Genomic DNA, 20,968 nt, shown 5'->3' on the forward strand with positions numbered 1-20,968 from the left:
CGGTCCTCTCCGCGCGCCCCTACGCCCAGCGGTACTCGTACTCGGGGCGGCCCGGGGTGCCGTGCCGGGGCTGCTTGACCGCCTGCCGGGTGGTCACGAGGTGTTCGAGGTAGCGACGGACCGTGACCCGGGAGAGGTCGAGCTCCCGCCCCACCTCGGTCGCCGACACCGGTGCCGGTGCCTCCCGCACCGCCGCCGAGACCGTCTCGAGCGTCTCCTCGATGAGACCCTTGGGCAGGCGGCCCGGGGCGACCGACCGGAGGGCGCTGAGCGCGCTGTCGACCGATTCCTGCGTCGCGAGCTCCCCTCCCCCGCTCAGGCCCTGCCGGAACGCCCGCTGGTTCTCGAGCTTCTCCCGGAACGCGGCGAACGCGAACGGTTTGATGAGGTACTGCGTGATCCCCACCGCGATCGCCGAGCGGATCACCGGCAGATGCCGCACCGCGGTGATCGCGATGATGTCGACCCCGGTGTTCCGGCTCGTCATCCGCTTGGCCACCTCCAGCCCGTGGGCGTCGACGAGGTTCATGTCGAGGAGGACGAGGTCGACCGGCCTGCCCTCCGCGGTCAACGCGTCGAAGCGCTCGAGTGCCGCAGTCCCGCCGAGGCTGATCCCGGCCACCGTGAAGCCGGGGATCCGCCGGACGAAGTCCGCGTGGGCCTCTACCGCCATCGGGTCGTCCTCGACGATGAGGACCCGCAGGTCGTTCTTCTCAGCGGCCATCCGTGCGCTCCCGCCCCTTCCCTGTCCCTGTCTCTGTCTCTGTCTCTGTATCTGTCTCCGTCGTCGCCTCATCTCCCCCGCCGAGGCGATCGTTCCCTGCCGCCGGATCGTCGGCCCGTGTCACCGGCAGCGTCACCGTGACGATCGCCCCTCCGTCGGATTCAACCGTGAGCTGTCCGCCGAGGCGGGCGACCGCTTGCCGGACGAGCGCGAGGCCGAAGCCGCGCCCGCCGGGGTGCGCGGCCTCGGCTTTGCCTGTGGCACCGAGGCGGAGCATCGCCTCGATCTCCGTCTCGTCGATTCCGGCACCGGAGTCGGCGATGGTGATGATGAGCTCGCCGTCGGCGGCGACGAAGTCCGCCCACACGTGCCGTTCCTCCGAGTCCGCGGCGGCGTCGAGGGCGTTGTCGATGAGGTTGCCGGCGATCGTGACGAGATCGCGGGCGTCGAGGCTGCCCGGCGGCAGCTCCCCGGTCGCGGAGACGGTGAGTTCGATGCCGCGTTCGTGGGCCTGGGCGGCCTTGCCGACCATGAGCGCGGTGATGAAGGGTTCGTCGAGGGAGCCGACGAAGGTGTCGGTGAGCCGCTGGGACTCCTGTTCGTCGCGGACGGCGAAGTCGACCGCCTCGGCGCTGCGCCCGAGCTCGATGAGCGTCGAGACGGTGTGCATGCGGTTGGCGTGCTCATGGGTCTGCGCGCGCAGCGCCTCGGAGAGGGTCCGCATCGTCTCGAGCTCACCGGTGAGTTCGGTGAGGTCCGTGCGGTCGCGCAGGGTGACGACGGTGCCGCTCGCCGCAGAAGCCTCCCCGTCCCGGGACACGCGAGCGTGAGGCTGTGCGGCCCGCTTCTGGTTGAGGACGAGGACACGATCGGCGGTGAGGTGGGTTTCGTCGACGGCGACCCGACCGGAGTCGAGGAGGTCACGGATCGAGGTCGGCAGGGCCACCTCGGCGAGGGGAACCGGCTCATCGTCGGTGGGACGGGGAAGGTCGAGGAGGGCGGCGGCCTCATCGTTGTAGAGGACGAGCTGTCCCCGGTCGTCGACGAGGATGAGGCCCTCACGGAGCGAATGGAGCGCGGAGTCGTAGAACGCGAAGAGCCGTTTGAGCTCCTCGGGCCCGTAGCCGAGGGTGACACGGCGGAGGTAGCGGCTGAGGATCCACGCGCCGAGCCCGCCGAGGGCGATGGCGACGGCGGCGATGATGAGGATCTGCGGCAGCGCCGCGGCGTGGGTGAGCGAGATCGTCTCCAGGGTGACGCCGACGGAGACCATCGCGGTGACTCCACCGGTGTCGTCGACGATGGGGACGATCGCCCGCACCGAGGGGCCGAGCGTGCCGACGTACTCCTCGGTCTCGGCCCGCCCGGTCAGGGCGGTGTCGATGCTGCCGATGTAGGGCCGGCCGATCTCGTCGGGATCCGGGTGGGTGTAGCGGGTGCGGTCGCGGTCCATGATCGTCACGAAGTCGACGTCGGCGGTGTCGACGACGGTCTGCGCGTACGGCTGGAGCCGGGCGGACGGGTCGGGGCCGGTCACCGCCTCGGCGACGAAGGGGTCGTTGGCCAGGGTCTCGGCGATGCTGAGGACCCGGTCCGCGGTCGCATCCCGCGCAGAGTCACGGGCGGTGAGGTAGCTCGTGACGCTGAGGACCGCGCACACGGCGACGATGAGGACGAGCTGGAGGACGAAGAGCCGCCGCGCCAAGGGCACCGACCGACGCCCGGACGTGCGTGATGTCGCCATCGTCTCTCCTTCCCACCGAGACAAGCTTCGCACGCCCGCCCGGCCATGAACACTATGAACGCAACCGTGACAGGCGTCACGGCCCTTGCCACTCTGGGTGAGCGAAAGACCCATCGATCACTCAATGAGGAGACAAGGCAATGCCGCCTGAGAACACGACCCCCGCGCCCACAGCGCAGACTCCTGCGAAGAAGCGGGACCGCACCCACTGGCTCTACATCATGGTCATCGTCGCCGTGGTCTCGGGCGCCGCGATCGGCCTCATCGCCCCTGAGGTCGGCATCGCGCTCAAGCCGCTGGGCACGGCGTTCATCGCGCTCATCAAGATGATCATCGCCCCGATCATCTTCTGCACGATCGTCCTCGGCGTCGGGTCGGTCGCGAAGGCCGCGACCGTCGGCAAGGTCGGGGGCCTGGCGATGATCTACTTCCTCTGCATGGCCACCCTGGCGCTCATCATCGGCCTCGTCGTCGGCAACCTCATCCACCCCGGCACCGGACTCCAGCTCAAGCCCTACGAGGATGCTGCCGGCGGGGAGGAGAACGCCACCGTCGTCTTCCTCCTCGGCCTCATCCCCGGGGACATCCCGGTGCTGCCGACCCTCGTCCTCGCGCTCCTCGTCGGGTTCGCCCTGCAGTCGATGGGCAAGGCGGGCGAACCGGTCATCACCGGCATTCGCCACATCCAGGCCGTCGTCTTCAAGCTCATGATGATGATCATGTGGGCAGCCCCCGTCGGCGCGTTCGGTGCGATCGCCGCGGTCGTCGGCGCCACCGGGTGGGCGGCGATCGGGTCGATGGCCGTGCTCATGGGTGCCTTCTACCTCACGTGCGCCCTCTTCATCGTCATCGTCCTCGGCGGTCTGCTCAAGATCGTCACCGGACTCAACATCTTCCTCCTCATGAAGTACCTCGCCCGCGAGTACCTGCTCATCTTCTCGACCTCGTCCTCGGAGTCGGCGCTGCCGCGGCTGCTCGCGAAGATGGAGCATGCCGGGGTCTCGAAGCCGGTCGTCGGCATCACCGTGCCCACCGGGTACTCGTTCAACCTCGACGGGACCGCGATCTACCTGACGATGGCCGCGCTCTTCGTCTCGAGTGCGATGGGCATGCCGATGGACCTTGGGCAGCAGATCTCGCTCCTCGTCTTCATGATCATCGCCTCGAAGGGGGCAGCCGGTGTCACCGGCGCCGGACTCGCCACCCTCGCCGCAGGCCTCCAGGCGCACCGGCCCGAGCTGCTTGACGGCATGGGCGTCATCGTCGGCATCGACAAGTTCATGTCCGAGGCCCGCGCGCTGACGAACTTCACCGGCAACGCCGTGGCCACCCTGCTCATCGGCCGGTGGACGAAGGAGCTCGACCTCGACCAGGCGCGGGCGGCACTGAACGGGTCGAGTCCCTTCGACGAGCTCAGCCTCGACCCGGAGAACCACGGCGGGACCGTCGAATCGCCCGAGGTGGAGGCACCGGAGTCCGGGTCACCGCAGTCCGAGGCACCGGCGTCCGGGGCACCGGCAACGCTGTCGCGGACGTGAGGCTGTCGCGCCCGCAACGCTATCGCGGACGTGAGCGCGAGGTGACGGCGGACTGAACTGTGAGAGACCCGGCGGGGCGGAGGCGCGATTGCGTCTCCGCCCCCGTCGTGTTCGCTCCCTTTGCCCTGCCGGTGGCGATAGAGTTTGAGGTGCGTCAGTGAGCCTCTCACCTCCCCTTCCACCAGGATCTCGTCCGTGGTCGGCGATGAGGCTGCGAGCCCGGGCGGAGCCGATGGTCGTCGGGTTCACGGATCCGGCTCACCGACGTGAAGAATCGAAATGCGCTGAGAGGGGTACGGCGATGGTCAAGCTCAAGACGGTGGCATCGGCCCTGGGGTCGCTGGGAGACATCAACAAGGCTCGGGCTGCGTTCGACGACTCCTCCCGCAAGCTCGCCGACGAGCAGGCGTTCCCACCCGCCGACATCCGCCCCACGGCCAGCGACGCGCGGACGATTGCTCTGCGCGTCACCACTCCGACCGTGCCCGGGGAGGCGGCTGGGTCCGTGCCCGGCACGGCTCCGGCCGAACCCGCCGCGGCGGCGGACTCGAGCGTCAACGACCTCTTCGCCCTCGTCCATGTGCCCGCGACCGGTGACACGGCAGGATTCCTCGTCCTCAACCCGTCCGTCGAGATCGAATCCGGACGCAGCCTCGCCTCCCTCGTCGACGAGGGAGGATGGCCGGTCTTCGTCGCCATCGCCGAGGAGGTCTTCGGTGTCCGCGTCGACCATGTCGTCGAGCTCTCCGCCGAGGCGCTCGGCAACGTCATCGACGTCATCGGCCCCGTAGCCGTCTACGGCAGGACCCCGTTCGAGGCCGAAGGCACGTCGTTCGTCGAGGGGACGAACTCACTCGACGGCGCCGCCGCGGTGACGTTCGCCTCGGCGGCCGCCGTCGACGATGCCGGACAGACGCGCACCCGCAACCAGCGGGCTCTGCTGCGCGCGCTCGTCCAGGCGCTGCGACAGGGCGGGCTGGCGAAGGATCCGGCGAAGCTCACGGCGGTGCTCAACGCGGTGTCAGCCGGGGTCCGCACCGATCGAGGGCTGACGACGATCGAGTTGGGCAAGCTCGCCAATGTCATCCGGCAGATCCCGCAGGACGACGTCATCGCCGTGACGGTGCCGGCGAAATCCGAGCGGTTGGCGGACGGGACGGTAAGGGTGGCTTTCGACGCCGAGGCGCTGCCCGCTCTGCGGCAAGCCCTCAGCGGGCACGACCTCAAGGAGTTCCTCCGCTACGTCGCGTCGCTCGGGTACTGAGGCGAAGCCGCGAGAGTGCTAGCCGGGTCAGTCCTTGCTCATGATGAACACGGTCGCTGAGCTGGCGGCAAGATCGATGCGCAGCTCGTTGTCGTCCGTGGGGCTCGCCGTCGGAGCCGGCCCGCTGTAGGGCACAGTGTCCGGCAGCGGGTTGGCGGGGATGACTTGGGTGGCGTTCTTCGCCTCGTTCGAAGGCCCGTAGATCTGGGAGGCCCGGTCGATGGAGAAGCCGTCGGGGATCTCGAGTGTGACCGGGTTGCCGCCGATGTCAGCGGCGTCGTTGGCGTTGATGACCGTGGTGACGAGGCTCTGGCCGTCGTTCTTGGTGACGGTGTAGGCGCTCATGTTCCCGCCGCCGTCGATGTCCGTCTTCGTGAAAGTGCCGCCGATGCTCGGGACGAGGAGGCGCATCGCCGCGAAGTGCGGGCGACCCTGCAACGTATTCGAGGCGGTGCCGTGGTCGGCGGGGTCGCAGACGAGCGACATCGGGGCACCGCCGTTGCAGGCACCGAGCATCGAGTGCATGGCAAGGCGGTCGACGCCGAGGGAGGCTGCGTAGAGCGTGAAGTCGGCAGCCCACAGGGACATCGCGTTGGTCAGAGAGGTGTCGTTCGTGCCGCCGCAGCTCGTCGGGCCGGTCTCCTCGAGCCAGAGCGGGAGGCCGGCGGCGTCGGCCTTGGCCAGGCCGATGCCGATATTCTTCTTTGCGGCCTCCTTGGCGGACGGGTCCAGAAGATTCTCCGGTTCGGGACCACGGCCCGGAACAACATCAGAATCGCAATCGTAAAGCTGATACCAGTGCTGTGCGAGTGCAGCGGTATTCTCAACATCTGCGCCGAGGAAAGCGTCCATCCATGCTCCGTCGAACGCATCCGGCCCGATGATGGGCGCGTCTGGACGTTGAGACCGAATTGCTTCAACGTACGCATTCAGCTGTTCGACGTACTTCGTCTTGTCCCAGTCGTCACCTCGAACAGCACCACCTGGAACATCTTCGACCGTGTAGCCATTCGGCTCGTTGCCAACGGAAATTCCAACCAGGGCCTCGCCCAAAATGTCGATTGCATTGGCAGCCATATCAGCGCCGCGTCTAGGGTCATACTCACCCAGAGGGATACCGATCGTCACGGTGGAACCCGTAAGGTCGACAAGCTTCTTCAACCGTTTGAAATCGTCAGGGGTAACAGCCACCTGCTCGGCCGTCGGCGGGGTCTCTCCCGTCGACGTCCAGAAGGTCCGTCGGTCGAGTCCGTTACCTCCGAACCGCAACGCCGGACTGCCAAGGGAAACAAGCAGATCGTCAAGGTTGGAGGCCGCCGGGTCGAGTCGGGGATCAGCGAGGTCGGTCGCCTCGAACGAGATGCCGATATTTGACGCGCCGAAGTCCTCGCCCGATCCGTCTTCGGAGATGGCAATCGTGCCGGCATCGCCGGTCGGTCTGGGGCCGAGGTTCTGAGCGAACGCCGTCGAAGTCGGGCTCAGCGACGACGCCGACGACTCCGTCGCGGAGTCCCTCGTCGCAGGGTTGAACGAACATCCTGCGATCACCAGCACTGAGGCCAAAGCGCCAACGATATGCAGCGTTCGCTTCACACTTCACCACCCCCGAAAATCAGTGTCCGATGACGTTCGACACCCCGTCAGGTTCGCCCCCGCGGGTGAGCCCCCCAATTGTGCCAACAACCGCCACTAGACCACATCAAAGCAGCCGGTTTAAAACCTACGCCTCAACGCAAAAAGTAACTCAGACAAACCCCAACGAAAGAGCGATCCTCAGGGCGAAACCGACCGTCCAAATAGGTTACTTCGAACTGTCAGTGCGAACGACGTCACGAATCTGCGAACCGTACTTCAATTCCAGACTACCCGACAACCTATCTTCAGCATCTCCCCAAATCCTACCCAGCCGCTCAGCTTCAGACTGACTCATGATCTTCCGGGTACGAGTAATAAAGGTACCGGGATAAAATGTTATCTCGCCCAAATAAACCCCATTAGGCGTGTCGTATAGATCAACACGACAGAAAGCAGTCGGCATTGCACATGAAATTCGACGAGCGACGTTCAAGATTTCCCGCCAGTGTTCAGGAGTCTTCGCCTCGACTATTTCTTCCAAATGCTCCTGATTGTCGGCCACACCGTATCGCAAATGCACGTCAGGAAACGGCAAGAAGTCGCCATCGTAATACATGGCTTTAGCAGGGCTCGAAAGGTGCTGCTCCATCAGCACCATCCCAACCTCCCCTTGGAAGCTATATACGCGAATATCGTCTGGAGGGAAGTTTCCTTGCCGGTCTAAAAGCAGCTCTTCGATAAAGAAGTCACCGCCCTCGCCTTCTCCAAAATAGCGCGTATTGATTTCGTTGGCGCTACCGATTATCTCCTCACGCGAATGATCATCCCCAGTAACGAGATCCCTGAAACCGTCCCGTGTTTTCCGAAGAAGACGGACGCCCAACGACGTAGAGGCAAACGATGGCTTGAGGACGAACTCATTGGGAAGGTCCCCATCCATCAACTGGGCAATCGACCCCGATTTGAGTATCCGAGGAGTGCGAACACCCATCAGATCGGCGATCTGACGCACCCTATTCTTAGCGCCGAGAAATCCAGGGACAAACGGCTCTTTGCCGTCGAGGCGGCGTTGCATTCGTTCGAAGTAGTCCATGAGTCCATTCTAGTCGAAACTGTACACAGCAGGGATTCAAAACCGCCATCTGTTCGTGGAGTCTTAGCGTTGGGCGCAATACCCTGGATTGCCTACCGTTGAGCCTGCACCCTTTGTGACAACAAACTGGGGCCGCACAAGGGCGACCAAAACGAGGAAATCACATAATTTAAGATAAAGACAGCCAGGGAATCCGCAATAGACGTCCTCAAATCTTAATATCAGTATGTAACAGAATTGTAAGCATCTAAAATTTGATCGAGCGCCAGGGCTGCTATCGCTTCATGCGTTCTCTGCTCACGCATCAATGGCACATAAGTATTCTGGAACGATTCAAAATTCGATTCAGAAAGTATGGCTTGACAATCAGTAATTATTTCCTTTTTGGTCATATTCAATCTCGCGCTATGATCACCAAAATTGCTACCAAGCACTCGGTCAATGTTATTTGGAGTCGATACACCACAGATCCCCCGAATGCCGGCACCAAGACACGGGGTGCCAAGTGCCACACTCTGAGCCCCGGTAACGCCACCAGCAACCGAAAACACTGCTGCCCGAAGATAATCGAGGACAGTGCTCTGTGGAACCCAACCGTGAAATTGAACATCAACCACGCCCATCCGGTCCGCGAATGCGTTCAGTCGTGACTGGAATTCACCACGAGACGGCCCCCCTCCCATGACATGCACGCTTGCACGCGGAATAATCCCGTTATCAAGAAGAGTGCTTGCTATTTGAACGAGACCCTCAACCTGCGAAATTTTATCCGGCATCAGACGAGCGGCCAGAACAAAGTCATAGGATCCCTCCGCCATCCGAGTCTCGTAGCCGACTGTGTCCTCAAGAAAAAGCTTCGACGGAACGCCGTTAGGCAACACCTCAATTGGTATCGATCCAGTCTGGCAAAAATCTGTGAGCATTGGAATTAGGGAGGAACTCGCCACAAGAAACTTTTGCACCTCGTCTTTCCAGAGGTATGCGTAATCGGAGTTGTTTCCGTGGAACATGTACACGACCGGGGCACCAGTCATCCTGCGAAGTTCCAACGCAAGTTCGCGCGATTTGAATGGCTGGGCGAAGATGATGTCGAAATCGGATTCTTTTGCAATACGCTTCGCCGGCGCGTCCCACTTATTCCAATCTACGAGGTACGAACCGGCAACATATCCTCGGCATTCGTTGATTATTCGGGAATTATTTGAGACCAAGGTAACTGTGGCTCCGTTTGCGACCAGACCCTTGACCATGCCGACCGTCCAGTCCTGGAGTCCTCCCCAATCAGCAACTGTGTGTACGGGCAACAGAATATGAAACTTCTGCTCCATCACGCCATCCATACGGCAACTTCCTTATCTAGCAAGCCGAGATCTATGTTGTCGATCGTTGAGGGAAGCGCGGGTGCGCTTTCAGTTCGCAGTTCAAAGATTTTGAAATCGCCAGGGTAGCGTTTACAGAATAACATTGGATGGGGGTGAGAAGTGGCCAATGTTTGGGCCTTACTGCCGGCCGGAACCGCTTGCAGGAGCGTATCGTTACGAAAATGCTTGGTAAGAACTTCATTCGCAAGAATGCCAACAATATCGGATTCCGATTCATTAAGCCCCATAAGACTGAAAGGCAGACCCAACTTCGCTAAGGTATCCAAATCTTGTTGAGTCGGAGCTGAGATAGCAGCGACTTCTCGCTTTGGTTGGCCGTCTTCACCGATCAGCGTTACCAACGCGTCTATTCGGTCATATCCGTCGACGTAGTCAATACGACCGACAGTGTACTGATCGAAAATCAAATAGCGTTCAGAATTGATCCCGTCAAGGTACGGAGCGAGGCGTGACTTTTCCGTATTTGTGGCAGGTACAGCGCAACCATCCCACATCAGTTCGGGGTCGCCAGCCACCACGATGGAATTCGATTGAACCCTTTTCAAATCTGACTGGGGGCGCCCCTCGATAAGCGAGACCATATCGTCGGCGCGAGCGAGTACCGTGGTCAATGCGGTGATTGTGGGGGCAGTCAGCGGCTGGTCGGTCTGCGATGCGGAGATCACTCCGACTTGAGAGTCCTGTGAGATGGCTGCCCGGGCCACACAATAAGTACTTCCGGTCCGGATCTGCTGAATCTGCTCGACTATCCGCCACGGCGGAATTACCTGGTTACTGAATACCGGAGCTATAAGTCTATCACCGTTCTCAGCACAATAGGATCTCAGCACATTGAGCTCGTCTCCGGGCCCAGCCGTCAAATCGACAATCGTGTAACCGTCGATACTTTGTGCTTCAATGCCATCGAAATCCGAAACCGGGGTGTGATTAATACGAACCACGTCGACAAAGCTTCTCGCGTGGAAAGGCATGAATTTCCATCTAGGAAGATTGACGAAGATGGAGCTCGATTTCCAGAAGGCGAAAGACTGGGGCTTTGAAGGTAGTATTGTCTTTGGAGCCCATGCCCAAACGTTCTCGAACGATAGACGTTCGTATGTGCCGTGCCATTGTCGCACCCTCCGTACAAGATCGCCGAAAGCATCACGAGCAGTCCTGATTCTTAGATCGAAGCCTCGAATCTGGCAATACAGATCGAAGCTTATCCCGAAGACCACTGTCCGTGAGGATCGGACATCGAGCATGCCATCCTGTGTGGGAACCTTGGTCGGTATATCGGCTTCCACAACGGAAACACGATCCAAACCATCAAGAAGCGAGTCAATCATTCTGGCATCAAACTCAAGCGCTGAGTTCGAGACAATTACCCGTTCGGATGACACCATCTGAAATGCAAGACTGAGACGTTCTGTAGCGTCGAAGTTTTGTCCCGCTTCGACGAATGTCACATCGACGTCATCTAACTCTGCGGGCAGCTCATCAACGATTACTATCAAGCTGAACGTATGGAGGCCGGCACCCCGTCTGACGTCCCGTAGATATGACTCGACCGCTTGCGAGTCCATTCCTCCCAGGTCGATAATCATCTCTGCGGAATCTAGAGACGAGAATCCGTATTCTGGTGTAACCGCGGGTTCATCACTCAGCACGCCGAACTACCCTTCTTTGCTGTCTTGGAAGCTTGCATAAACTCGTTCGGAGTTTATTTTTTGTGGGCGAACGTTTTGCCCTCCACGCTCGCATAAGCGCCGTTTGACGAACCCACAGTAAATCCGGGCGAATGGAAGTTTCCAAAATATGACCGACTATATCACCCAAGGATGTATACGAACCTTTCAAGTCACATAAGCCGTATCTGGATGCGTCATTTGTGAGCACTAAGCCGCACATTCTGAACCCGGGATCGCATGTCTAGATACTGCTCTACAGAGCTGACTACTTCTCCCCAGCTGCGTGTGACTCTGAACGGACCTGGCGTATCGTCGACAACTACTGTATGTACCTCCAAGCCTCGGTTCTGAACAAGGCGCTGCAAGTCGTTCAATGCGCCGAGCAAATAGGAGTCGTGCTGCTGTCCGAAGCTCTTCCATGCCCCCCGCTGGAAGCCTGACTCATCGATCAGAACAATTGAGCCAGCTTTCACCGTTGCCGGCGCCGGGATTGACGACGGGTAGATCTGCACTACTCCACTTGTCCCGAGACTAGTGTCGTCGGGTCGTCTACCAACGGTGTAGATATCCACGTCGGCCACATTACGGGTCTTCCCGGATTCCGGAATCACAGAGATCGTCGTCTTCTTGGTACGCGTTGCGGACCCAGTTGCTTGTGGCAACGACCCAGAGTTCGCTGTCTGACTGATTTGCTTTTTCATGTCGCCCAGCGAGCTCTTCAGGGCAGACTGAGCGGACTCTACCCGCGCGACCTTCGCATCCAGCGCTGAGACAGATGACCGCATCTGGTTCGTGGTCTCGCTCAATTGCGCCAACCGAGTTTTCGTGTTTTTACCTTGAGTTGATGACAGATTGCTTATGCGCCGTAACACAACAAGCATTAGCAGTACTGACGCAAGTATCAAACAGACCGCAAGAATCCCTGAAATTTGCCATAGACCTGCAATTATAGCGGCAACGGCGAGAACAGCAGTGACAGCAACGATTCCTCCAAGAACCTTTGCCTCGACAGTACTCATCACTATGCGACCGCCTTCCGTGCGATTTCAATCGAGTCGGCCGCCTCAAGTACATCCCCTTCAGATACAAGCTCAATACGGCCAGGGTATAAAGCGGCAAGGTTACGAGCGTAAAGGCTGTCGAAAGCCATCACACGCGCTCCCAGCTGGACCAACAGCTCGTAACCCGACCGGGCCGGATAGTCTCGCGCCGCCAAGAACCACAATCTGCCTACTTCTGAGGATGTCCTGCCCAATTGCTCGAATGCTTCAAAAGTACCGGGAACACCGAACTCAACCCTGTCCTCGAGACCGAGCATGGAAATCGATGATACGGCAGAAGTGAACTCAGTAGGCGCCGGAGTGCGCGTCCACACAATCTCTACTGGCAGATCTACCTGCGCCGCGATGCGCAAGAAGTCCTGTAACCCTTCATCCGGATTGGCCGAGCCGATCCAACTAAGACGCTCAACTGGCTGGTTCGAGATACCGACACCGCTCAATCGCGACGGCGACAAAGTTTCAATGATCGTTTCCGGAGGCACTCTGCGTTTGAGGAAGTTTGCAGCCGTAACAGACGTAGCATATACACGATCAACATGGGTAAAATCCAGAGCGTCGATCTCGGTTTGAATTCGACCAGCCTCAGTCGACCGAACCATCCAGGTATTCAACCGACTTTTAAGCCCTTTACTTCCGAAGACCGCATTTGCAACTTTCGCGTCGTCCGAAATTCTCACCTCGTTGAATGCCCGAACACCGCTGCAAGCACGAGCCATGTTCTCGAGCCTTGCACGTGTGACATGACGCCACGTCAGTCCTCGATGTGGTGCAACTTGTTCGGTATTGCCCACAACGGCAACCGAAAAATCGTGATTTGACGACAAATCTCGAAGCTCGTCCATTCCCAGATCAGTGGCAATTCTCAAAATCGCGGTCACAGTCCAACTACCTCCAACGTAGCCTCAGCGCGACGTCTCCACGTCGACTCGAGCAGAAATTGCTCAGCCAAATCCAATTCGTGCTGCGTCCAGGGACGATTCAGAGCGTCTCGTACACCCGCGATCATTTCTTCGTAAGTGTGATAAGACGTAGCAGTTGGGCACTCATCTATAGAGCCCATCTGGGCAGCGACCGTCCTCATACCCCAGGCAACGTACTCGAACAACTTATTTGGATCAACTGCTCGAGTCAACGGCGATTTCTTGAATGGAACCAGACCGACCGCCCAATTCTCGGTAAAATCCTGGAGCAACTCCTGTGGTTGCGGGCCCAGGTACTCAACATTTGCAGGCAAACGCAATGAATCGGGCTTTCCAGGACCAATAATTTCAAACCGATTATTAGGCAACGCCTCAGCACACCGCAGCACATAGTCCCAGTCGAACCACGCATCTGTAAGATGACCGACGTAACCGACGACACCGTTCAATCGCTTTCTTTCCACGACTTCCAGGGACCGAAGTGGTACTGCCTTGTCAATAAACCTCGGCTGGATCCCATTGGGAATAACTTTCGGATCAATACGCTGCAGTGAGAGGGCGGATGCCTTGTGCGCCAACGCCGGGCTCACGGTCGTAATGTAGTCGACGCGCCGACAGATCAGGCTTTCACCTTCCGGTGTGTACCATTTCGAATATCCGACACGCTTAAACTCCTCCATATCGTCTCGAATTTCGTACAACGTCTTCCAACCTTTTCGTCGAAGAGTATCTACAGCAACTGCCGCGGTCGGCGACGGAAAGGAACTGCAAACATATAGACATTCTCGGCGACGACTTTCGTCGGAAAGTGTCTCGATCACTTCACCAAATTCGTCACGAGGAGCTTGATAGAACAAATCCATCGCGCGACGGTCTACGCCATTGAGCCCCCCGTAGCCTACAGAAACGACAGCGTACCCCAACGAGGTGTACTGGACCGACATATTATTCGGTCGGATAGTAATTAAGCCAGATCCTAAAGGTGGTGCAGTGGAATCAATAAAGATCAAAGGCGTTCCTGAAGGCAGTTCTTCCAAAAATGCAATCAGCGACTCGGCCGATCGGGAGCGGGTCCGAACCCGCAGCCCACACGCCACACCAGTTTCGGGTCGAGACTTCAACGCCGATACAGTAACGCTGGAAGTGCCCTCAGGAAGTAACACTTGTCGCGCGGTCCAGCTGGTTGACTCGTTTTTGTCCAAAACTACGTAGGATCCGAGAATCGGGCTGATACTGGTTTCGGAACTAGGCATGATCTCCATGCCTGACGAGTTGTAGAATTGAATTGCGAAATGGACGGGAGTGCTATCTTCACCGCTTACGACCAGGCTCTCCAATTGCAGGCTTCCCTGGCCGTCTGGAATATTGAACGAGGCAGTCCGACCAAGAAACGCCCTATTGCGGGATGAAGAAAATTCTTCCCTTCCAACCGGCCCGATCATTGCTATGTGCCGGCCCTTATCCGTGCCGCTCAGCACTAGAGAAGCACAGTCTGCGGGTACTGAGACCTCCATCGCGACGGCGAACAGGCCATCGGCATCCCGGGTGATCTTAAACGATGGCCTTCCACTCTTCAGCACCTTGCCGGCCGCGTTCAAGTACTCCACTGATACTTGATCTGGAGAAGGTGCCCCGTCGGTACGGAAACCCCACCGCAGCACCGCTCCTGGATTCGTATCGCCGTTCCATTTGTAGCTGGCCAGCGGAATCGCCTGGCCAGGTGCCAGCTCTTTTGATTCCGCAAAGAGCACCACCGGGTCGGACCATTCGTCAGTCACATGATTCTCCAATTCGTCTCATCGGGGCAGGGTTCATCGCATCGTCTAGCTAGGTCGGCCCGAGGTAGTGGGCGCATGAAAACGACATGCTTCCGACTACAATACAGCATCATTCACAATTGCCGTTCCCAACGCTCGCTTCCCGATCGACTGCATTTTCTGAAATCTTCTCCGACAATGCACTATTTGATGAATATTGAGTTAACAAGAGCTTTCTTGGGTTCTTACCCGTCACTTTTGGGGCGATCCATTTCGTCACTCATAATGGCTGAAATAGATTGCACGATCGACTCATAATCTTCGCGGCGGTAATGAAAGGGCTCAGGCCCCCATTTATGGTCACGATCTATTCGGACGTCGCTGCTCGAACGTACGACGGCGAACCGTAACTGCGACCGCGCCAGATTTCGGTACCGGACGTATTCGCGGTTAGCGGCGGTTGCTCTATCTGCGAAGACCTCCGCCTCAGTGGGCGCCACGTCGGTGAGGCTGGTCAACGCTTCGCGAATCGAGCGCCTATCGGTAAGTACACGGTTCGCTTCCTTCACGCCTCGCTGCAATCTTCGCCATTTACGCCCCAGCTTGTTCATCCGGTGAGACTGCGGGTGGAGGGCTCCGTCGACAGCACACGCCCACTCGACATCGAGAATGATAGTTTTCTCCCACAAGCCAGCGCCTCTCAAGCCTTCGACAAGAACGGCGAAACCCCGACTCCACGCTTCGAAGTGCTCATCAGAGCCAAATACAACGAGCCGTGCTCCTGCTTTTTCGGCCGCTTCTCCCGCACCGGAAGCTTCAACTTCAAGTGAGTTTGTCATAGTCGTACCGTTGGGAAAGCTCCAAAATCCGCGTCGTTCGTCGACGAGGTCAATTAGAACTAGATCCACAGCGTCGCGGCCGTCACATACCTGTTTGAGTCCACTACCAAGGAGGTCGCTAGTAACCATACGCTTTTGGAAGGACGACCTCAGTTGCCCAAGGTCGACGCCCTCTGCCCCGTGTGGTGTCTCGAGGCTGGTCACGGAATGACGCGCGACGTAGGCAATTACGTTCGCGTCCGGAATGAATTCGGAAGTGTCCCTACTGACACAGGAGCCGAAGATCGCGATATTCACTTCGAGCTGCCCCGCCCAGCTCGGACCGTTTTCTGGTCGCGAGAGTTCGCGTGCTCGGCAGCCAGGTCCGGAGCGGGCGAGCTGCCATCCAATGCTCTGCGCCGCTGCCGTTCCTGATATCTCTGATCAGCGAATTTACGTGCCTGGGACGCGAGACGGCGGCCCGCCAAGTCATTGTCCTCGGCGACCGAAGACGCGCGATCCTTTGGATCGGCTGCCCGGAGAACTACCTTCTTGTCGCCAGGGCGAAGTCGTAGGGGCGGCGGGTCGTCGTACTTCGTCTGGGCGCTGACAGCGTCCGATGCTGGCTTCGGAAGAACCGGAAACTTCGCCTGTGGCATCGGCGATTGGATGTGGTCCGGCCATACTTGAGACTCTGCCGAGGCAAGTAGTTCGAGTGGAGCCTCTTCGACTTCGGCTTTGTGCTTCTGGCGACGAACGTGTCTTGCGGCGCTTGAACCCTTCTTTCTTACAGCCGCTGGCCTAGTGGCGTGGCGCGGAACGGGATTCTTGACCAACTCGGGCTCAAGTATATTGATCCCTTCGTGCTGCGCATTGCTCATCACGTCATGGAGCAGTTTATCGGAAACATCCTCATTGCCTTTTGCTACATTCCAGGCCCACCACCGGTACTTCTCGGCGACAGCCTCGGCGGGACCGTTCATGAGGATCTCACCTTTGTGCATCCATACAGCGCGGGTGCACAACTCCTGGATCACCTTCGCTGCGTGGTTGACAAGCAGCACGGTCCCCGCCTCAGCAAGGAGCTCGTCCATGGCTCTTTCGCTCCGCTCGGCGAAGGTTGCGTCACCAGTCGACAATGCCTCATCGATGAGGAGGATTTTAGGCCTTGCGGCCAGGGCGATGGCGAACCTCAGTCGAGATCCCATGCCCGACGAATATGTACCCATTGGACGGTGGATCGCGGATCCCAAAGCTGACAGTTCGACGACATAATCAAATGCATTCGCGGCTTCTTCGGGAGTGAGCCCCATAGCCAGGCAACCCAGACGGACATTTTCGCTGCCTGATAGTGCAGGTTGCAAAGCGGCACTCACTCCGAGAAGCAGCGGTTGGTAACGCACGAGAATTCGTCCTCGGTCAGGCTGTTCAACCCCCGCGACATTGCGTAGGAACGTCGATTTGCCCGAGCCGTTTGTGCCGACGATGCCCACCATCTCGCCCTCGCGTGCGACGAAGTTCACCCCTCGCAGAGCTCGGACTGTCGTCGTTCCGCCACGCCCGGTTACTGTGCGCCCAAGAAGCTGCATTAAGTTCTTTGGTCGTTGCGTAGGGTCATTTGTGTTGACCGTGTAGCGAACTTGGACGTTCTCAGCGACAATGTTCGGTTCGTCTAGGTCAGAGCCGACCATAACTCTCCTCCCCCCGCCAGAAATACAGGAACCCTACCGTCAGCAGCCCGAAGGACCACGCTGCGGCGATGAGCCACATCCACAGTGGCGAATCGATTCCGTAGAGCAATGAATTCCGCGCCAGAGTCAGGAAGGAATGCATCGGATTGAGCTGCATCACAGTAAGGAGCTCAGGATACTGCGCCAATCGGTCTTCTAAGGAAAAGAATACTCCCGAACCGTAGAGCCAGAATCGGCTAATGATCGTCATAACGTTGCTTAAATCGGGGATTTTGTGCCCGATTCTCGCGAGCAGACACGCCAGTCCGATGTTGAACACCGTCTGCAGAATGATGACCGGGAGGATCAGAACGACCCGCCACGTGATATTTTCCGGTGGTGGGACGATGACAATCAGGAGCACCATGACGACAAAGCTTGGAATGAAGTCGAGGAAGTTCCGCACAACCGTGGAGATTGGGAGCGCTGCGCGGGGAAACTGGAACCCTTTGATCATCGATGATCCCGACCGTATAGCGTTCGTGCCCCCGGTCATGCTCTTGCCTGTGTACTGGAAAAAGAACACGCCGATTACGAGGTACCCGACGAAGTTCTCGATACCTTCGGAAGATTGCAAGATGAAGCCGAAGATGAACCAGAACGCGAGGACTGACAGCATCGGATTGAGGAACATCCAACCATAGCCAAGGAGGTTCTTGCGTGTCGATCCGGACACTTTTGCCCTGGATTCTGCGACAATGAAGTGCCGTCGGTCCCACAGGCTCGACAGGTAGCTGCGCAGGCTCGTTCGCTTGCCGACCGGAACTAGCCCCTCACTCGAAACCGACGGGATGGACGTCAAGCCGAGTGGATTACGAGGATCACTCACTTCGCGTTCGCTCCCACGAGCCGAGAATAGACTTCTCCATAGCGTTGACCGATGTCCTTCCATCGCCTCGTTGACAAAACATGTTCCCGACCATTATTTCCCAAGCTCTCTCTAGTCGTTGCATCTAGAGCGAGCTCGGCCAACACAGCGGCCAAGCACTGCGGATTCTCCGGCTCTGTCCACAGTCCGGCACTAGCCGGGACCAATTCTCTCAGAGCGGGTAGGTCGGAGATGACAACGGGGCGGGCCAAACCCATGGCCTCGACAGGTTTGATTGGGGTGACGAGACGACATACCGGTTCGTCTTTCCGAGGCACTACGATCGCATCAAGGGCAAGCTGATGTGCAATCGCAGACTTCTGAGAGACACGTCCTGTGAAAACCGCGTTGTCCCCGAGTGGTCTCGCTCGCTCGCGCAACGAGGGAAGCGCTGTACCGTCCCCAGCGATTAGGAGGCGGAGATCGACTCCTTGCGCACGGGCGATGGCTACAGCGTCGACTAAGTCATCAAGACCTTCGTAACCGACGATAGACGCCGCCGTGCCGACCCAGACGCCGCCCTCGGGAAGGCCGAGTTCTGTTCGCAATTCGGCCGGCCTTCTTGTGACCTCCGCGCCGACTACGGCTTCCGACACGGAATTGGGAATCAAAGTGATTGCGTCGGCGGGGATTCCGTTGTCAACGAGATGCGCGCGCATGGTTTCGCCCAACGTGATCACGGCGTCGGCGGCTCGAGCAACCTCGATCTCCTTCTCCCGCATCATGGCAAAGCGCTGGCTGGCTCGCCGGGCAACGCGCTCAGCGTCTCCGCCACCGGACGCCGCCCAGGTCTCTTCTAGTACGCCTCTGACTTCGTACACCCAGGGAATTCCAGTAGCGCGTGCCGCTGCACCGGTGGCCAGACCGTTGACGTAATGCGTAGTGGTATGCAGAACATCGACACCTCCCTGGGCAACCCGGTCGGCGATCCACCGTGCTTGTTGAGACAGTCGAGCCGTAGGGGTAGCTGTCGGAAGCAGCGGGACATGACGAAGATATTCGACTCCGTCCACCGTCTCGAGGGGGGTTGAGCTGAGTCTCCCAATCGTCATCGGGTACGACGGGCGGGTCGCAGCCATCACTGTATGACCAGAATCCTGCAGGGTCTTGAGGATGAGATGGCTGCGGTAGGCGTAGCCCGAGCGCGTGTGCGGGAGGGAATTGGTCAGCACATGCAACGACGTCGGAGACTCAGGACGATGACCAGCAATATCGTGGGCCCCTAGGATCCTGCCGGAGACCTCCGGCCACCATCCGGGTTCGAGAGACCGCTTCTCAGCGACGAGACGCCGGCGCCTGCCGCCGTCGCGGAGTACAGCGATCGCTTCATCGATGCGACCATCGCTCCAGAGGATTCGCGAACGCAACGAGGCGCCGCCGGCGACGCTATCGGCGATCCGCGATGCCGATTCAAATTGCCCAAGATTCAACGCGATCTCGCCGAGCAGACGTGAAGGTCGAGTCGTTTCATAGTCGAGGACAAGTTCGCGTGCGTGGGATTCGTGCCCGAGGAGCCATGCCGCAGCAGTTCGTGAGGCGGGATCAGGTAGGTGGCCAAGAATCCGGCCGACGACTTTTGACGCCGCGGATGGCAGGCGTCGGGCAAGCTGCATTCCGAAGAAGACTCTGTCCTCACGCACATGAGCTGTGGTTGTGGCGATCGCGTTGATGATCTGGCGGCCCAAGAAGAGTGGATTCATCGGCACACGTCCTCCAGAAGTGTTTCGTAGGCCCGGCCCATGATTTCCACCGAAGCATGGTCGATCGCCCACTGACGCGCACGGTGGCTTGGCTCGACGACGGAAGTGACGAAGAGCCTCATCGCATTGGCGACCGAGTCGACGTCGCCTGGATGCGCCACAGTTCCAGCACCGTTTGCAGTGATAATCTCGGCTGCCTCGCCAGCAACGATGCCCAGAATGGGCACCCGCCGAACCATGAGCGAGTACAACTTCGACGGCACGGTACGAGTATGTGCGGGAAGGTCGCCGAGGCTGACTAAGCCAGCCTCCGCCCAGTCCCAGTGTGATGCCAGTTCCGTACCGGTTGATTGGGGGTAGAAGTTCACAGGAGCACCAAGTTCCTGCGCCAGCGCGACGAGCGCGACCTTGTCCGCGCCGTCTCCCACTATTCTCAACCGCACCCCAGGCACCTTGCTTGCGGCGCGAACGGCCGTTCTCAAATCCTGTGACCAGCCGACCGTGCCTACATAAAGAAGGTTCACTCCGCTCCGAGGCCGCAGGGGGCTACTGGCTTCAAATGGATCTGATTCGATCTCCGCGCGGCCCACTCCGCTCCGGACCACTGTCGCGTTGATTGCTCGATCCTGCAGGCGCTTGCAGAAGCTATCGGTGGTTACTACGACGGCCGCAGCTCGTTGCTGAGCTCGAGTGAGTAACCCGGGCAGCACGGTGTCCTCGAGTTTCCCAGTCAGCATCTTCGGCAAGAACCGTCCTGTTGCGTTCGTGACCAGGGACAGCTCGTGGATGAGATCTGGCCATGCGTCGCGCACCTCAGCGACATGGGGCACACCGAGTACCCGAGATAGGAAGTCGCCGGCCAGCAGCGTCGGCAACCCCGGCGTCGTCGAGATGATGACATCGGGACGGTTCGCTCCGCGCATGATCCTCAGCGACGTGCTCACTGCCCCGAAGGCGGCTACGGCCTGGTCGAGAATTTGTCGGGCCATGGATGCCCCACTGCGAAGATAAGGCACGCGGATGACCCGTTCGCCGAACTCCCCGGTGTCCCAACTTCCTGCCAAACTCGCACGTACGCGAGCGCGTCGACGCCCCACACCTGAACCGAAAAACTCGTCGCGACA

Annotated in this window: 16 protein-coding genes; 2 read left to right on the forward strand and 14 right to left on the reverse strand. The window is 59.3% G+C overall.

The window, feature by feature from the left end:
* Window positions 1-19: 19 nt before the first annotated feature.
* The gene (locus tag J9315_RS15190; protein WP_211978235.1) at window positions 20-724 is read right to left on the reverse strand and encodes a response regulator; all 705 of its coding nucleotides are present in this window, start codon (window positions 722-724) and stop codon (window positions 20-22) included.
* Entirely contained in the window at window positions 714-2,468 is a 1,755-nt protein-coding gene (locus tag J9315_RS15195) for a sensor histidine kinase (RefSeq protein WP_063249991.1), read from the reverse strand. Before J9315_RS15195 ends, J9315_RS15190 begins: the two co-directional genes overlap by 11 nt.
* 140 nt (window positions 2,469-2,608) lie before the next feature.
* Between J9315_RS15195 and J9315_RS15200 the strand changes: the two genes are divergently transcribed.
* Both J9315_RS15200 and J9315_RS15205 read left to right on the forward strand, forming a co-directional pair.
* Window positions 2,609-4,006 (forward strand): cation:dicarboxylase symporter family transporter, encoded by a 1,398-nt coding sequence (locus J9315_RS15200; RefSeq protein WP_211978236.1) that lies wholly within the window; start codon window positions 2,609-2,611, stop codon window positions 4,004-4,006.
* A 301-nt stretch (window positions 4,007-4,307) separates the two neighbouring features.
* Window positions 4,308-5,270: an LCP family protein gene (locus tag J9315_RS15205; RefSeq protein ID WP_211978237.1), complete on the forward strand. Its 963-nt coding sequence runs from the start codon at window positions 4,308-4,310 to the stop codon at window positions 5,268-5,270.
* A 27-nt stretch (window positions 5,271-5,297) separates the two neighbouring features.
* Here J9315_RS15205 and J9315_RS15210 read toward each other — a convergent pair whose 3' ends face one another.
* The 12 genes from J9315_RS15210 to J9315_RS15265 all read right to left on the reverse strand — a co-directional run bounded on the left by J9315_RS15210 (window position 5,298) and on the right by J9315_RS15265 (window position 20,833).
* Entirely contained in the window at window positions 5,298-6,863 is a 1,566-nt protein-coding gene (locus J9315_RS15210) for a hypothetical protein (RefSeq protein ID WP_249120929.1), read from the reverse strand.
* 208 nt (window positions 6,864-7,071) lie between these two features.
* Window positions 7,072-7,938: an ATP-grasp fold amidoligase family protein gene (locus J9315_RS15215; RefSeq protein ID WP_211978238.1), complete on the reverse strand. Its 867-nt coding sequence runs from the start codon at window positions 7,936-7,938 to the stop codon at window positions 7,072-7,074.
* Window positions 7,939-8,159: 221 nt separating this feature from the next.
* Window positions 8,160-9,278 carry a glycosyltransferase family 4 protein gene (locus J9315_RS15220; protein WP_211978239.1) on the reverse strand — a complete coding sequence of 373 codons (1,119 nt, stop codon included), beginning with the start codon at window positions 9,276-9,278 and terminating at the stop codon, window positions 8,160-8,162.
* Window positions 9,266-10,906 carry a hypothetical protein gene (locus tag J9315_RS15225; protein WP_211978240.1) on the reverse strand — a complete coding sequence of 547 codons (1,641 nt, stop codon included), beginning with the start codon at window positions 10,904-10,906 and terminating at the stop codon, window positions 9,266-9,268. Before J9315_RS15225 ends, J9315_RS15220 begins: the two co-directional genes overlap by 13 nt.
* A gap of 278 nt (window positions 10,907-11,184) precedes the next feature.
* Window positions 11,185-12,009, reverse strand: a complete 825-nt coding sequence (locus J9315_RS15230) for a hypothetical protein (protein ID WP_211978241.1) — start codon at window positions 12,007-12,009, stop codon at window positions 11,185-11,187.
* A 2-nt stretch (window positions 12,010-12,011) separates the two neighbouring features.
* Window positions 12,012-12,929, reverse strand: coding sequence for a hypothetical protein (locus J9315_RS15235; RefSeq protein ID WP_211978242.1), 918 nt, complete (start codon window positions 12,927-12,929; stop codon window positions 12,012-12,014).
* Window positions 12,926-14,749 carry a hypothetical protein gene (locus J9315_RS15240; RefSeq protein ID WP_211978243.1) on the reverse strand — a complete coding sequence of 608 codons (1,824 nt, stop codon included), beginning with the start codon at window positions 14,747-14,749 and terminating at the stop codon, window positions 12,926-12,928. The genes J9315_RS15235 and J9315_RS15240 overlap by 4 nt, the downstream gene beginning before the upstream one ends.
* A gap of 224 nt (window positions 14,750-14,973) precedes the next feature.
* Window positions 14,974-15,864 carry a DUF6270 domain-containing protein gene (locus J9315_RS15245; RefSeq protein WP_249120930.1) on the reverse strand — a complete coding sequence of 297 codons (891 nt, stop codon included), beginning with the start codon at window positions 15,862-15,864 and terminating at the stop codon, window positions 14,974-14,976.
* The gene (locus J9315_RS15250) at window positions 15,861-17,237 is read right to left on the reverse strand and encodes an ABC transporter ATP-binding protein (protein WP_249120931.1); all 1,377 of its coding nucleotides are present in this window, start codon (window positions 17,235-17,237) and stop codon (window positions 15,861-15,863) included. Before J9315_RS15250 ends, J9315_RS15245 begins: the two co-directional genes overlap by 4 nt.
* Window positions 17,224-18,078, reverse strand: a complete 855-nt coding sequence (locus J9315_RS15255; protein ID WP_201671718.1) for an ABC transporter permease — start codon at window positions 18,076-18,078, stop codon at window positions 17,224-17,226. Before J9315_RS15255 ends, J9315_RS15250 begins: the two co-directional genes overlap by 14 nt.
* Before the next feature lie 23 nt (window positions 18,079-18,101).
* Window positions 18,102-19,844 carry a glycosyltransferase family 4 protein gene (locus J9315_RS15260; RefSeq protein WP_211978245.1) on the reverse strand — a complete coding sequence of 581 codons (1,743 nt, stop codon included), beginning with the start codon at window positions 19,842-19,844 and terminating at the stop codon, window positions 18,102-18,104.
* Window positions 19,841-20,833, reverse strand: a complete 993-nt coding sequence (locus tag J9315_RS15265) for a glycosyltransferase (protein WP_211978246.1) — start codon at window positions 20,831-20,833, stop codon at window positions 19,841-19,843. The genes J9315_RS15260 and J9315_RS15265 overlap by 4 nt, the downstream gene beginning before the upstream one ends.
* Window positions 20,834-20,968 lie beyond the last annotated feature (135 nt).

Source organism: Brevibacterium sp. W7.2 (assembly GCF_018137945.1).
GTDB classification, from domain to species: domain Bacteria; phylum Actinomycetota; class Actinomycetes; order Actinomycetales; family Brevibacteriaceae; genus Brevibacterium; species Brevibacterium sanguinis.

What these genes read in the sequence shown, in the direction of transcription:
- J9315_RS15190 (WP_211978235.1), bottom strand. Translation starts at nt 724, where the DNA reads ATGGCCGCTGAGAAGAACGACCTGCGGGTCCTCATCGTCGAGGACGAC.
- J9315_RS15195 (WP_063249991.1), bottom strand. Translation starts at nt 2,468, where the DNA reads ATGGCGACATCACGCACGTCCGGGCGTCGGTCGGTGCCCTTGGCGCGG.
- J9315_RS15200 (WP_211978236.1), top strand. Translation starts at nt 2,609, where the DNA reads ATGCCGCCTGAGAACACGACCCCCGCGCCCACAGCGCAGACTCCTGCG.
- J9315_RS15205 (WP_211978237.1), top strand. Translation starts at nt 4,308, where the DNA reads ATGGTCAAGCTCAAGACGGTGGCATCGGCCCTGGGGTCGCTGGGAGAC.
- J9315_RS15215 (WP_211978238.1), bottom strand. Translation starts at nt 7,938, where the DNA reads ATGGACTACTTCGAACGAATGCAACGCCGCCTCGACGGCAAAGAGCCG.
- J9315_RS15220 (WP_211978239.1), bottom strand. Translation starts at nt 9,278, where the DNA reads ATGGATGGCGTGATGGAGCAGAAGTTTCATATTCTGTTGCCCGTACAC.
- J9315_RS15225 (WP_211978240.1), bottom strand. Translation starts at nt 10,906, where the DNA reads ATGATTATCGACCTGGGAGGAATGGACTCGCAAGCGGTCGAGTCATAT.
- J9315_RS15230 (WP_211978241.1), bottom strand. Translation starts at nt 12,009, where the DNA reads ATGAGTACTGTCGAGGCAAAGGTTCTTGGAGGAATCGTTGCTGTCACT.
- J9315_RS15250 (WP_249120931.1), bottom strand. Translation starts at nt 17,237, where the DNA reads ATGGTCGGCTCTGACCTAGACGAACCGAACATTGTCGCTGAGAACGTC.
- J9315_RS15260 (WP_211978245.1), bottom strand. Translation starts at nt 19,844, where the DNA reads ATGAATCCACTCTTCTTGGGCCGCCAGATCATCAACGCGATCGCCACA.
- J9315_RS15265 (WP_211978246.1), bottom strand. Translation starts at nt 20,833, where the DNA reads ATGGCCCGACAAATTCTCGACCAGGCCGTAGCCGCCTTCGGGGCAGTG.